The organism is Corynebacterium sp. CNJ-954 (genome assembly GCF_001942345.1).
In the GTDB taxonomy this organism is placed as follows: domain Bacteria; phylum Actinomycetota; class Actinomycetes; order Mycobacteriales; family Mycobacteriaceae; genus Corynebacterium.
This window is the reverse complement of the sequence record NZ_MKKI01000043.1, coordinates 69,460-82,014: the sequence shown is the minus strand read 5'-3', so window position 1 is coordinate 82,014 and position 12,555 is coordinate 69,460. Positions and strand designations below refer to the sequence as shown.

Below are 12,555 nucleotides of genomic sequence, written 5' to 3'. Positions count from 1 at the left end.
GAGAACAACGACATGTTTGCACCACGTACTGAGGAGCAGGACGAGTTCCAGGCAGTGGTCCGGGACTTCTTCGCCACCGTCTCCTCGGAGACCCTGGTCCGCCAGGCCATGGACACCGACGCCGGCTACGACCCGCAGGTGTGGGACCGGATGGCCCGCGAACTTCAGTTGCAGGGCATAGCCGTCCCCGAGGAGTTCGGTGGGCAGGGCTTCGGCTGGACCGAACTTGGCATCGTCCTGGAGGAAGCCGGGGCGGCACTACTCTGCGCCCCCTACTTCGCCACCACCGTCCTCACCGGGATGACGGTCCTGGAGTCCGGGGATACTGCGGCACAGCAGGAAATCCTGCCGGGCATCGCGGACGGTTCCCTGATCGGCACGCTGGCGTTCCCCGGGGAGAACCGACGGTGGGACGTCGCCGGAGTCACTGCCACCGCCGAGGAAGACACGGACGGCTGGACCGTCTCAGGCACCAGCCCGGAGGTCATCGACGGTCAGAATGCCGGGGTGTTCATCGTCCTCGCCCGCACCGGTGCCGACGCTGACATCTCACTGTTCACAGTGCACCGGGCAACGGTGTGTCGACGCGGGGGCTCTCCACCCTCGACCCCACACGCCGGGTGGCCCATGTGCGCTTCGACCGGGCACCGGCCACCCCGCTCGGCGGCACAGACTCAGGGTGGGAGCAGGTGTCCAGGGTGCTGGATCTGGCAGCTGTGGGGCTGGCGGCCGAACAGGTCGGTGTCGCCCGCCGGGCGTTGGAGGACGCGGTCGCGTACATGAAGGAACGGGTGCAGTTCGGGCAGGCGATCGGGGAGTTCCAGGCGCTGAAACACATGGCGGCGGATGTGCTGGTCGACGTCGAATCGGCGGCGTCAGCGTCCCGGTACGCCCTGTGGGCCGCGCAGGATTCCCCGGAGGAGCTGGCGGCGACCGCCTCCCTCGCCGCCGGTATCTGCACCGACGTGGCGGTGACGGCGACCCACCAGAACATCCAGTTCCACGGCGGGATGGGTTTCACCTGGGAAGCGAGCCCGCACCTGTACCTGAAGCGGGCGCGGGCGGACCAGGTGTTGTTCGGCGACGCCCAGTTCCATCGGGCGAACCTCGCCCGACGGATCGGCGCCGTGTCAGCCGTCGAGGCGGTCCGCTAACCCCGGCGACTCCGTCAAAGCGGCCACCACCCGGTCGATCTCCTCGCGCCGGGTGGTGGCTCCGGAGCGCCAGACCACACCGATCTCGAAGCAGGGTTGTTCACCGGCGACCGGAAGCATGACCACTTTACTGTCGGCCCCACGGACGTGGCTGAGGGAATGGCCCCGGGCCCCGATACTGACCTCGTGGGTCCGCGGCAGACGGGAGGCGAGTACCGCATAGTCGCTGAAGCTGACTTCCGTGATGTCGGTGACTCCCGCCCGGTTGAACCATTCGCGCACGTTGTCTCCGGATGCCGGTTGCATCTGCGAGAAGGGGAGTGTGACGATCTTTCGGTCGTGCAGCGCGGACAGCGGGACCGCGGCGTTGGCTGCCACCTGGACCAGTGGGTCATCGGCGGCGACCATCAGGTCGAAGGTGTAGCGGCCGAGAACCAGTGAGCTGATGTCAGGCAGGGTGACGGGTAAATGGACTAGGGCCATGTCGATCTCACCGAACTGCAGTTTCTCCAGCAGTTCCACCGACACCCCGGATGCCGCGTCCTCGGGTGTGATGCCCGACAGTCCGACGGCGGTGCGGAACGTCTCGGCATAGGCGTCCGGGACCCAGGGGGTCACACCGTAGCGCAGCGTCCGTTCGGTACCGGCGGCCTTATCCTCGAAGACCTGGGACAGCTGCAGGATACTCACCGCGGTTCCCAGCAACGTCCGTCCGTGTTCGGTGAGCTGCATGTCATGGTGCGCGCGGTGGAACAACGGGCCGGTGCGGTGTTCGAGAGTACGCAGCGTGCGACTGACGGGGGAGGAGGTGAGCCCAAGGTTCTCTGCTGCCCGGGCGACATTGCGGGTGCGGGAGACTTCCACGAACACCTCGAGCTGGTGAAGGTCGATGTTCATCGGTGGATGGTGTACTCCGCGTCAGTGGGTCGGTGGATCAGGATGAGCGTTGTTGGCCAGCGTAGTCGCATGAGTCATCGGCCTGGGTATTACCTCTAGCGATCGCGTAGCTTTGGGTGCTCGCCCAAGAGTGGGTGTCTCTGAGGGGCCGCCTAGCGCAGGAGCGCGCGTCCCAAGGCATCAGCAGCTGCAACCACTGTGGTCGCGAGATACGCTTCATCTGCGGCTTCGAACACCGAGACGCCGACACTGAGCAGTCCGGGTTCGTTCCGATAGGGAACCGGTGCGGATATGCCCGTCACCGACGGGGTGACTTCTCCTTTCGTCACCGCGTAGCCGCGTTCTCGAACTGTGTCGACCTCTTCTCGTTCGCCAGGCTGCTTCTTCCGCATTGACATGATGGCCAGTCCAGCCGAACCGCGGTCTATTGGGTCGACCTGCCCTTCGCGGAAGCCCACGTGAATGCGGGAGCGTCGCGGGGGAATGACGATGAGCGCCCGGACAGAGTCCTCTGTCTCTTGGACCGCCAGGTGCGTAGTGACCTGGAGTTCTTCCGCCAGGTCCTCGAGGATGGGTCGTGCGGTACCACGGAGGTCCTGCTGTACCCGGTTGGCCAGGGCGACGAGTCCGTTGCCGAGCACGATCCTCTTCTCTTGTGTTCGTCGACAGAAACCGTGGTGCTCCAGCGTCCTCACCAGTCTGTCGGTGACAGTGCGGTGCAGACTGAGTCGCTCGGACAGTTCAGTCGTGGTCAGCCCATGTGGGGAATCCCCCAGAACTTCGAGGACCTGAAGCCCGTTGTCCAGGGTCTTTGAACCTCGTTTGAGGGGGTCATTGTCGGTCATGGAGTCTCCTTCGTGCACGCCACTGTCTCATGAATCTTGTCATGGAAATATTACATTCGACAAATGTAATGAAGATCACTTAATGTTGTTGATATTCGCACACCATGTGCGAATATAGCACGAATGCTCGTATCTGATACGGCTACCGAGCTGATCGACAATCTGGATTTCTGGAAGGAGCACGGGTGATTGACACGATCGACAGGATGTTTTCCACGGTCGGGCAGCTCTACGGCAGACAGAGTTTCGCCATCGACGAGGGCGATGCCGCGGCATGGGCCAGGACTTTTGCGCCAGACGGCCTCTTCGTCTCGCCTAGTTATCCCGATCCTGTGAGTGGGCGGGAGGCACTTGAGACCTTCGCTCGTCGGATATATGCGGATTCACGAGCAGTAGGGGTCCTTCAACGCCACGTCGTCACCAACCCAGTGGTGTTCCGGAAGGACGACGGGAGGTGGTGCGCCAGAGCGTATCTGAGCATCGTTGCCACGGGTCCCGACGGGATCCCCACCATCGTCAGGGTCACCACGGTGGAAGACGAACTCCGCGTAGTCGGGGAACAGGTCGATATCGCGAGACGGACAGTACGTGTCGATGCCGGGACAACGGCGGGGCGCGGGGACAGCAACGACAGGAATGGCAAACAATGAGGAGTGGCATGGATACCTACGGAGAATTCGCGATACCCACGGCAACACAGTCGGTGCCCGCGGTGGTCGACTATCCCGAGATGAAGGGCAAGATCGCGGTCGTGACAGGTGGAGCCCGGGGTATGGGGGCGGTGTTTGTTCGTCGTCTGGTCGCTCAAGGGGTGAACGTATTCGCAGCAGATCTCAACCGGGATCAGTTGGCTGAGACGGTCGACATGATTAACGCGGAATCCTCTGAGACGGGGCTTTCTGCCAGGGCCGTTGCTCATCCGGTGGACGTGACGGTCAGGGAACAGCTTGATGACCTGGCGGATGCAGCTGTGTCCTCGTTCGGTGGCCTTGACTACTGGGTGAATAACGCGGGTATTTTTCCTTTCGCAGAGTTGGAGAGTGTTGACGATGAGCAGATCTCCGCAGTCCTGGACGTCAACGTCAAAGGAGTGTTGTTCGGGGCGCAGGCGGCAGCCCGCCACATGGGGCAGGGGGCGGCGATCGTGAATATGTCCTCGGTCTCTGCACTTCGTGTGCGTCGTGGCAGGAGTTCATACTGCACGTCAAAGGCAGCGGTCGCGCACCTCACCGAGTCGATGGCGGTTGAATTAGGTGATAAAGGGATCCGGGTCAACTCGATTGCTCCGGGGTATATCGACACGGCTATGACCCTGTGGGTGAGGGAAGACCCCGAGGCATTGGCTAATGCGCTCACCAGTGTTCCTTTGCACCGCCTCGGATCAGCGGAGGAAGTCGCCAGCCCCTTGCTGTTCCTGCTGTCTGACAGTGCCCGGTACATCACGGGGCACTCGATCGCCGTGGACGGAGGGTCCCGTCATGTCTGACGACGCGACAACAGTACGCACAGTGCTCGTCACCGGGGCCGCCGGCGGTATGGGCGCTCATCATGCTGAGCGTCTCGCCGCCGACGGATGGCATGTTTGTGCCGCGGACATCACGGACACCGCGGAGGTCGTCGACTCCATCACCGGGTCCGGCGGCCGGGCGACCGGGTACGAACTTGACGTGGGCTCCCCCAGGGCATGGCGCTCGGTAATTGACGCCATACGTAGTGACCTGGGCAGGCTGGACGGATTGGTGAACAACGCGGGTGTCAGCCGCAGGCTCAGTTTCCTCGATACCCCGGACGATATCTGGGAGCAGACACTGCGTGTCAACCTGGCCGGACCTTTCTACGGGATGAAAGCAGCGCATGACCTGTTGTCGGAGACCGGCGGTGGATCAATTGTTAATGTGTCGTCCATCGCGGGTCTGGTCGGCTACTTCTCCCCGGCGTACGCGGCCAGCAAATGGGGCTTGAGAGGTCTGTCGAAGTCTGCGGCCGGCGAGTTCGCCGCTGGAGGAATCAGGGTGAACTCTATTCACCCTGGTCTGGTTGGTACACAGTTGTTGGCAGACTCGGGGGCCTTTGTCGACGCGTCACTCGGCAGCGTGCCCTGGGGGCGGATGGCCACTCTGGACGAGGTCAGTGACCTGGTCGCATACCTGTTGTCGGGGTCGTCCGGCTACATCACCGGTGCGGAGATCACCATTGACGGCGGTCTGACATCCAATGGCCTTTACCACCGGATCACCAATGAATCAGGAGGGGCGTTCTGATGGATGACCAGACATGGGATGTCATCATCATCGGCGGAGGCGGTGCAGGGTTGTCCGCAGCGGTCTCCGCAACCGAACGAGGTGCATCAGTTCTCCTTTTTGAATCGGAGGAGACTCTCGGAGGGTCAACGCAGCTCTCGGCAGGCCTGTTTACCGCCGCCGGTACAAGTGTGCAGGCTGGGCTCGGCGTTGAGGATTCGCCGGAGAAGTTCTTTCAGCACTATATGGACCTTAACCGGTGGTTGCTCAAGCCGGGGTTGATCCGAGCTTTTTGCGAGAGTGCAGGCCCAGCGCTGGAGTGGCTCATCTCTCTCGGTGTCGAGGTCCCGGCCCGTGAATCCACCAATGCCCACATGCCCGGGCTGTGCCAGGCGGGTGTCGAGGACCTGTGGCGGGGACACGTGCCGAAGGACCAGGGGTACGGCCTGGTCCAGGTGCTGGAACGGGCTGCGCGCTCGGCCGGGGCGGACATTGTGTTGAACACCCGGGTTCAGTCGCTGCTCTCTGACCCTCACGGCGTTAGAGGCGTGGTGGTCGATGACGAGGAAATCCATTGCTCTGCGGTTGTCATCGCCAGTGGAGGGTTTGCCCGTGATCGGGGGCTACTCGAAAAATACTATCCGTACGCTTTGCGAGCTGCAGAGTCACTGTTCGTGGTTGCTGGTCCGGGAAGCCGGGGTGACCATCTGTCTTTCGGTGAGCAGGTCGGTGCTGCGGTAGTGGGTGAGGGGTACGGGCTGATGCTCCCCACGGCCTATTTCCAGTCCCGGCACCATTGGGAGGCGGGATTCCCGCCTCGTTCACGGATCCACGTCAATAGTGCAGGGAGACGGTTCATGAACGAGGACGCCTCCTACGCTGTGTCACCAGGGCTCATCGACCGTCAGGGTGGTTCAACCTGGATGATATTCGACGAGACGGCGAGAGAATCACTGCCGGGTGGGTACGTCGACTGGAACGCCGACAACATCCTGGCAGAGGGTGCAGCGGGTCGCCTGCTGTGTGCCGACAGTCTCACCGAACTAGCCGAGAAGATGACCGTCCCGGCTGAAGCACTGGAATACACGGTCGCAGCCTGGAATGAGGAGCTTCCTGCCGGTGAGGACCCTGTCTTTCTTCGGACCGATTCTCTGGCTGCCAAAGGTGCGTCGGAGCCGATCGCTCCCCTGGACGCCCCTCCGTACTATGCCGCGAGGTATCTCCCGGCGGAACTGGTGTGCACGCACGCAGCTCCGGAGATCGATGCACGAGCCAGAGTGATCGACCGTTACGGGCGGCCCGTCCCCGGACTCTTCGCTGCCGGGGAAGCCGGTGGAGGGGTCCTCGGGTCGACGTATGTCGGCGGGGGGAACGCCGTGGCCAACGCGATCACTATGGGACGGATCGCAGGACACAATGCTGCCGAGCACCGGGGATCCGGTCGCGGAGCATCTACTGAGTCACTCACTGAGGAGACGACATGACTCTCAACAACAACGAATCTGTCCATGGCCCCCGGGGCGCGGATCCCGGGCGGGAGCACCATGCCCCTGCGCCGACTCAGTCCACAGCGAAAGTAGTTCGCGGTGCGATTGTCGGCACCGTCCTGGAGTACTACGACTTCGGAATCTACGGCTACATGGCAACGGCGATCGCCGCCCTGTTTTTCGTGTCCCACGATGACACCGCGGCGCTGCTGGGCACCTTTGCCGCCTTCGCGGTGGCCTTCTTCCTCCGGGTGCCGGGTGGAATTTACTTCGGCCATATCGGAGACAAATACGGACGGAAGAAGGCGCTGACGTGGACTATCTTCCTGATGGTGATCGCCACCTTCGTCATGGGGCTGATTCCGACCTACGTCACCATCGGTGTGTGGGCCACGATCATCCTGGTCCTCTGCCGGTGCCTCCAGGGCTTTGCTGCCGGGGGTGAGTTAGGCGGTGCGAACGCCTTTGTCTCTGAACAGGCACCACCTAAGCACCGAGCTCTGCAGACATCGTTGGTTAATTCCGGAACGTATTTGGGATCGTTGCTGGCCTCGCTCGTCGCTCTGGCCGTGAACTCGATGTTCGATCCGGAAACAGTGCTCTCGTGGGCCTGGCGTATCCCGTTCCTGTTGAGTGTGATTATGGGTGTTATAGGTATCTGGATCCGGAATCACCTCGATGAGACCCCACAGTTCAAGGAACTGAAGAAGGAGGGGGAGACAGAGGCGATCCCGATCGCCAAACTGCTGTCCACTTCATGGCGAGAAGTCATCGTCATCATCTTCCTCGGAGCGGTCATCACCGGCGGGTACTACATCGCATCGGTTTATGCCGCGACCTATCTGCAGACAGCTGGTGGTCATTCACCGACGGTCGCGTTCCTCTCGACCTCAGTGGCACTCATCGCCGGGGTGGCCACCTTGCCGATCTCGGGCCATCTCGGGGATCGGTACGGGCGTAAGCCGATCCTGTTCACCGGGACTATCGCGGCGGTCCTGCTTGGGTTCCCCTGCTTCATCATGATGTCCAACGGGAGCGTGTGGCAGGCATTTCTGGGGCAGACGGTGCTGTTCATCGCTGTGTCGGTCGTGAACGGCTGTTCCTATGTGACCTACGTGGAGATGCTCCGGGCATCGGTACGCTACAGCGGTCTTGCCTTGGGCAACAATGTCAGCAACACCCTCCTCGGCGGGACGGCGCCATTTATCGCGACATGGTTGATCGATGTCAGTGGGAGCACCCTGGCGCCCGCGGCCTACTTCGTCTTCACGGCGCTCCTGAGCCTGGGCGCTGTCTTCTTCGTGAAGGAAAGTCGAGGGATCGTTCTGCGAGCTGACTGATCAACGAAAAGTGATAAATAATAATATCATATTCCGTGTCTCTATGCGCGGTAACGCGGGGAAAATGGGTTTTCTAGGCGCTCGTATCCGGAAAATATAGTACAGCTGTTGACTATATTGTGTGATCTGGATTACCCTTTTCCTTACCTCGTGAAGACCCGACCGGAGGCGTCGGCGTCCCGGGGCAAGGATGAGAGGAGATCCACGTCATGGTTTCGAGTGCAACAGGCACCCACGACACCACCGCCCAGCCCAACCCTGATATCTCGAAGTGCCCGTACCACTCGGGCTCAGCGTCGAAAGACTTCGATCCCTTCGAGATGGACTACCAGCTGAACCCTGGCGACGCTTGCGCGTGGGCCAGAGAGAACGAACCGATCTTCTACTCGGAGAAGCTCGGGTACTGGGTGGTGACCCGGTTCGACGATGTTCAGGAGGTCTTCCGTGACCAGTCCACCTACTCGGCGTCCGTCGCCCTGGAGAAGTTGACCCCTGCCACTCCCGAGGCGCAGGAAATCCTGGAAGTCAAAGGCTACGGGATGCGTCGGACGCTGGTGAATGAAGATGAGCCCGCGCACACGGCACGACGTCGGGCTTTGGCCGGGCCTTTCGACGTCGCCCACCTCAAGGGCGAGGAGGAGATGGTCCGTGAACTCGTCACTGACTACATCGACAGATTCGCCGATGAGGGACGCGCCGACCTGGTCAATAATCTTCTGTGGGAGGTCCCGCTGACCGTTGCCTTTCACTTCCTCGGGGTGCCGGAACATGACATGGACATGTTGCGTCGGTACTCCGTGGCACACACGGTGAACACCTGGGGACGGCCGAGCCCTGAGCAGCAGAAGGACATCGCCGAGAATGTCGGGAACTTCTGGAATCTTGCTGGTGACATCCTGGCCGAATTGCGGGAGACCCCGGAGGCGCCAGGGTGGATGCCGTACAGTATCCGCGCTCAGAAGGAACAACCCGAGGTCGTGACGGACTCCTATCTTCACTCCATGATGATGGCGGGTATCGTCGCCGCCCACGAGACCACCGCTCACTCGGCGTCCAACGCGATCAAACTTCTACTGGAGAACCGCTCCGTGTGGGACGAGCTCGTCCGGAAACCAGAGCTGATCCCCAATGCGATCGAGGAGTGTCTCCGACTCAGTGGCGGCGTTGCTGCCTGGAGACGAATCACCACGAAACCGGCAGTGCTGGGTGGTCAGCGCCTGGATGAGGGGGAGCGGCTGCTGATCATCTCAGCCGCGGCAAATCGTGATCCCCGGCATTTCAATGATCCGGACGCCATCGACCTCTACCGGGATAATTCCACTGATCATCTCACGTTCGGGTTCGGCAGCCACCAGTGTCTCGGGAAGAATCTGGCACGTCTGGAGCTTCAGGTGATTCTCCAGGAACTTACCAGCAGATTCCCCTCTATGAGGTTGGTGGATCAGGAGTTCGAGTTCGTTCCGAACACCTCTTTCCGCGGACCTGAGCACCTCTGGGTCGAATGGGATGCTGACGCAGGGGCACCCAGGACGACAGGGGAGCATCAGGGGTTCCCGGACATCGTCTTCAACGGGCCCGGTAAGGAACTACGCACCCGGACCATGACGGTCAAGAAGATACGACAGCTCACGACACACATCATGGGCATCAGCCTGGTACCAGACGGTGGCACGCTTCCGAGCTGGCAGCCCGGAGCACATGTCGAGATCGATGCCGGAGATGTCAGCCGACGTTATTCGTTGTGCGGGAGTTCTCCTGACGCCTGGGAGATAGCGGTCGCCCGTGAACCGGACGGGCGTGGTGGTTCGCGATGGATCCACGAGAATGTCGCTGAAGGGTCCACCGTCCGTATCCGTGGCCCCCGGCAGAACTTTGCGGTCGACGTTGACGTGGACCGACGGATCCTGATTGCCGGTGGCATCGGTATCACCCCGATTCTTGCGCTCGCTGATGACGCGAAGTCCCGGGGGATCGACTACACCATCCACTACTGTGGACCGACCAGGGAGAAGCTTGCTTACCTCGATCGGCTCCAGACTGACCACGGGGAGCATCTTGTTCTCCATGTCTCCGATGAAGGAACCAGACTGCACCTTCCGGGGATCGTCGAGGAGTTCCGTGAGGGAACGCAGGTGTGCACCTGTGGCCCGGACCGCTTGACGGCCGCGGTGCTGGACGCCTTCTCCTCGTGGCCGGAGGGAACTGTTACCCGGGAGTCATTCCAGTCAACCTCCTCGGTGGATGTCTCGCTGAACGAACCGTTCGAGGTGACGATCAACTCCACCGCCAAGGTACTGAAAGTGCCGAAGGAACAGACGGTTCTTGAGGTACTCGAGACATCGGGTTTCGACGTCGACGCAGATTGTCGTGAAGGCCTCTGTGGGACATGCGTTCTGGGGGTGGTGGGAGCAGATCCGGACGACATCGACCACCGTGATGACGTTCTCTCCGCCCGGGAGAAGCAGTCGGGCGCGGTCATCATGCCGTGTGTGTCGCGGTCGTGTGCGGGAAAGCCGCTGACCCTTGACCTGTGACTACGGGATCGTGGTGTCACCGCTGGCCGGACAGGAGTTTCTCCAGAAGCAGGACGAGGATCTGTTGTTCGGTGGCCGTCAGAGGTGACGCCCACTGCGACAGTTTGTCCTGCTGTTCCCGGAGCACGTTTTCGATGAGTTCCGCGCCCTCTCCTGTGACAGCGAGTATCACTGAACGTCCGTCGGAATTCGACGGACGTTTTGTGATGAGCGATCTCTCCTCCAATGCATTCGCCAGCGAGGACACCGTAGCGCGCCGGAGGTAGGTTAGTTCCGCGGTACGGTGCGGTTCGAGTTCACCGGTCACCCAGAGTACGAAGAGAAACTTGAATCCCTGCCATGTCAATCCGTATCTCTTGTGCACCTGGGATTCCAGGGTGTTCTTGACGACCTCTGAGGACCTGTTGAGCGCGAGGAGCATCCGGGTTGACGGCATATCGCGTTCGTCGAGCTTCTCGCGTGCCTGGTCCATGAAAGACCAGTATTCGGGGCCGGTGGTGAAACTCTCTCGGGGCATAGGATGATTCTAACGGCGGAAACGACGAGAAACCCCACGCGGGTGAACTACGCAGGGTCTGACATCGGCGTGCGGAAGGAAGGATATCCCGCGGATCGGTCGGGGAGTCAGATAGTGGGGAACACTGCGCCGAGTCCCATCACCACGAGAACTCCGATCAGCGGAGGAATGATGGTGACCATGCCGACGTCCTTGTAGGACTGTCGGTGGGTGAGACCACAGACCAGCAGCAGGGTCACGATGGCCCCGTTGTGGGGGAGGGAGTCGAAACTGACCGAGGCCATGGCGATTACCCGGTGGAGGAGCTCCAGGCTGATGCCCTGGTCGGTCGCCATCTGCGCCAACTGGTCCCCGAACGTCTCGAGAGTGATGGTGAGCCCGCCGGACGATGAACCGGTCAGTCCTGAGATAATGGCAGTGGCGACAGCGCCGATGACCACCGGGTTGTTGCTGACATCGAAGATGGTGTTCTGTAGTGCCGCGAACACCGCCAGTGAGGCAACCACGGCCCCGAATCCCACTTCCGATGCTGTGGTGAAGGCCGGAACAACAGCATTCTTTGCCCCGTCAGAGAGGCTCTTGACGTAGGTGGAGAACATGCCGGGTTTCATCAGGAAGATCACCAGAATGGCCGTGGCCATGGCAATGACGACCGACCATGTGCCCATGACCGCACCGATGGTGGTATTGCCGAACTTGTCCTCTGCCAGGTAGGCGAAGTCCATCTTCTTGGAGAGCACGTAGACGAACAAGAGATTCATTCCGACGACGATGAGGATCGGAAGAAGTCCACGGAGACCGAGCAGCGTCGTCTTTCGGTCCGGCCACCGGGACGAGGGACCGGTGGACGTCCGCACGGACGTCGTGGTCGGTTCCTGATGCTCGGGTTCCTCGTAGACTTCTCCGGCTGCCACGAGTTTACGGGTGCGGTACTCCAGCCATGCCATGCCCAGTGCGAAGGTGATGACGGCACCGATGATGCCGAATACAGGTGCGGCGTAGGTCGTGGTTCCGAAGTATCTCGTTGGGATCGCGTTATGAATCTGCGGGCTGCCGGGGAGAGCTGCAGTGGCGAAGGTGAAGATACCGAGTGCGATCGCTGCCGGCATCAGCCGACGGGGGATGTTCGCTTCCCTGAACAAGGAATTGGCGACCGGGACAATTGTAAAGGCGATGACCCAGGCGGAGATTCCGCCGTAGGTGAGCAGTGCCGTGGCTATCGCCGTAGCGAGAATCGCTTGTTTCGCGCCGACCAACCTCGAGATCCACTGTGCCAGATGGTCGGCATAACCCGACGCGGACATCAGCGTCCCGAAAATCGCTCCGACGAGGAAGAGCGGGAAGAAGTTCACGATGAAGTTGCGCTGCCGGCATGAAGATCTGCGTGTAGGACGCCATCAGCGGCGCGCCGGAGAACAGTACTCCGATCAACGCCGCGATCGGCGCGGCGATGATGACGGAGTGGCCGCGGTAAGCCAACACGATGAGGACGAGCAACGCCAGAACGACGCCGATTGATGCAAGAACCATGGGAGTCCCTT

General features: G+C 61.4%; 12 protein-coding genes. 8 read left to right on the top strand and 4 right to left on the bottom strand.

Annotation, left to right across the window (positions count from 1 at the left end):
- Window positions 1-12 precede the first annotated feature (12 nt).
- Together BJF89_RS14345 and BJF89_RS19185 are read left to right on the top strand one after the other, a co-directional pair.
- On the top strand, window positions 13-783 hold the full coding sequence (locus tag BJF89_RS14345) for an acyl-CoA dehydrogenase family protein (RefSeq protein ID WP_222843855.1): 771 nt from the start codon (window positions 13-15) through the stop codon (window positions 781-783).
- Window positions 699-1,154 (top strand): acyl-CoA dehydrogenase family protein, encoded by a 456-nt coding sequence (locus tag BJF89_RS19185; protein ID WP_222843854.1) that lies wholly within the window; start codon window positions 699-701, stop codon window positions 1,152-1,154. Before BJF89_RS14345 ends, BJF89_RS19185 begins: the two co-directional genes overlap by 85 nt.
- On the opposite strand, the gene BJF89_RS14340 is transcribed toward BJF89_RS19185, so the two are convergent.
- Both BJF89_RS14340 and BJF89_RS14335 read right to left on the bottom strand, forming a co-directional pair.
- Entirely contained in the window at window positions 1,131-2,051 is a 921-nt protein-coding gene (locus BJF89_RS14340) for a LysR family transcriptional regulator (protein WP_075815777.1), read from the bottom strand. The genes BJF89_RS19185 and BJF89_RS14340 overlap by 24 nt on opposite strands.
- Before the next feature lie 152 nt (window positions 2,052-2,203).
- Window positions 2,204-2,896 (bottom strand): IclR family transcriptional regulator, encoded by a 693-nt coding sequence (locus BJF89_RS14335; RefSeq protein WP_075815776.1) that lies wholly within the window; start codon window positions 2,894-2,896, stop codon window positions 2,204-2,206.
- Between the two features lie 185 nt (window positions 2,897-3,081).
- Between BJF89_RS14335 and BJF89_RS14330 the strand changes: the two genes are divergently transcribed.
- The 6 genes from BJF89_RS14330 to BJF89_RS14305 all read left to right on the top strand — a co-directional run bounded on the left by BJF89_RS14330 (window position 3,082) and on the right by BJF89_RS14305 (window position 10,497).
- On the top strand, window positions 3,082-3,546 hold the full coding sequence (locus tag BJF89_RS14330; protein ID WP_255372673.1) for a nuclear transport factor 2 family protein: 465 nt from the start codon (window positions 3,082-3,084) through the stop codon (window positions 3,544-3,546).
- 8 nt (window positions 3,547-3,554) lie between these two features.
- Window positions 3,555-4,382 carry an SDR family oxidoreductase gene (locus BJF89_RS14325; RefSeq protein WP_083650896.1) on the top strand — a complete coding sequence of 276 codons (828 nt, stop codon included), beginning with the start codon at window positions 3,555-3,557 and terminating at the stop codon, window positions 4,380-4,382.
- Window positions 4,375-5,157 carry an SDR family NAD(P)-dependent oxidoreductase gene (locus tag BJF89_RS14320; RefSeq protein WP_075815775.1) on the top strand — a complete coding sequence of 261 codons (783 nt, stop codon included), beginning with the start codon at window positions 4,375-4,377 and terminating at the stop codon, window positions 5,155-5,157. The genes BJF89_RS14325 and BJF89_RS14320 overlap by 8 nt, the downstream gene beginning before the upstream one ends.
- Window positions 5,157-6,620 (top strand): FAD-dependent oxidoreductase, encoded by a 1,464-nt coding sequence (locus tag BJF89_RS14315; RefSeq protein ID WP_075815774.1) that lies wholly within the window; start codon window positions 5,157-5,159, stop codon window positions 6,618-6,620. Before BJF89_RS14320 ends, BJF89_RS14315 begins: the two co-directional genes overlap by 1 nt.
- Complete coding sequence (locus tag BJF89_RS14310; RefSeq protein WP_083650853.1) at window positions 6,617-7,963, top strand: MFS transporter; 1,347 nt, start codon at window positions 6,617-6,619, stop codon at window positions 7,961-7,963. Before BJF89_RS14315 ends, BJF89_RS14310 begins: the two co-directional genes overlap by 4 nt.
- A gap of 209 nt (window positions 7,964-8,172) precedes the next feature.
- A complete protein-coding gene (locus BJF89_RS14305) occupies window positions 8,173-10,497 on the top strand; it encodes a cytochrome P450/oxidoreductase (RefSeq protein ID WP_075815773.1) in 2,325 nt (774 codons plus the stop codon).
- A 16-nt stretch (window positions 10,498-10,513) separates the two neighbouring features.
- Here BJF89_RS14305 and BJF89_RS14300 read toward each other — a convergent pair whose 3' ends face one another.
- Window positions 10,514-11,014 (bottom strand): MarR family winged helix-turn-helix transcriptional regulator, encoded by a 501-nt coding sequence (locus BJF89_RS14300; protein WP_075815772.1) that lies wholly within the window; start codon window positions 11,012-11,014, stop codon window positions 10,514-10,516.
- A gap of 107 nt (window positions 11,015-11,121) precedes the next feature.
- Complete coding sequence (locus tag BJF89_RS14295) at window positions 11,122-12,366, bottom strand: GntP family permease (RefSeq protein ID WP_369803736.1); 1,245 nt, start codon at window positions 12,364-12,366, stop codon at window positions 11,122-11,124.
- Window positions 12,367-12,555 lie beyond the last annotated feature (189 nt).

Excerpts from the sequence above, each read along its gene's own strand:
- BJF89_RS14335 (WP_075815776.1), bottom strand. The coding sequence starts at position 2,896 with ATGACCGACAATGACCCCCTCAAACGAGGTTCAAAGACCCTGGACAAC.
- BJF89_RS14315 (WP_075815774.1), top strand. The coding sequence starts at position 5,157 with ATGGATGACCAGACATGGGATGTCATCATCATCGGCGGAGGCGGTGCA.
- BJF89_RS14300 (WP_075815772.1), bottom strand. The coding sequence starts at position 11,014 with ATGCCCCGAGAGAGTTTCACCACCGGCCCCGAATACTGGTCTTTCATG.
- BJF89_RS14345 (WP_222843855.1), top strand. The coding sequence starts at position 13 with ATGTTTGCACCACGTACTGAGGAGCAGGACGAGTTCCAGGCAGTGGTC.
- BJF89_RS14325 (WP_083650896.1), top strand. The coding sequence starts at position 3,555 with ATGGATACCTACGGAGAATTCGCGATACCCACGGCAACACAGTCGGTG.
- BJF89_RS14310 (WP_083650853.1), top strand. The coding sequence starts at position 6,617 with ATGACTCTCAACAACAACGAATCTGTCCATGGCCCCCGGGGCGCGGAT.
- BJF89_RS14320 (WP_075815775.1), top strand. The coding sequence starts at position 4,375 with ATGTCTGACGACGCGACAACAGTACGCACAGTGCTCGTCACCGGGGCC.
- BJF89_RS14340 (WP_075815777.1), bottom strand. The coding sequence starts at position 2,051 with ATGAACATCGACCTTCACCAGCTCGAGGTGTTCGTGGAAGTCTCCCGC.
- BJF89_RS14305 (WP_075815773.1), top strand. The coding sequence starts at position 8,173 with ATGGTTTCGAGTGCAACAGGCACCCACGACACCACCGCCCAGCCCAAC.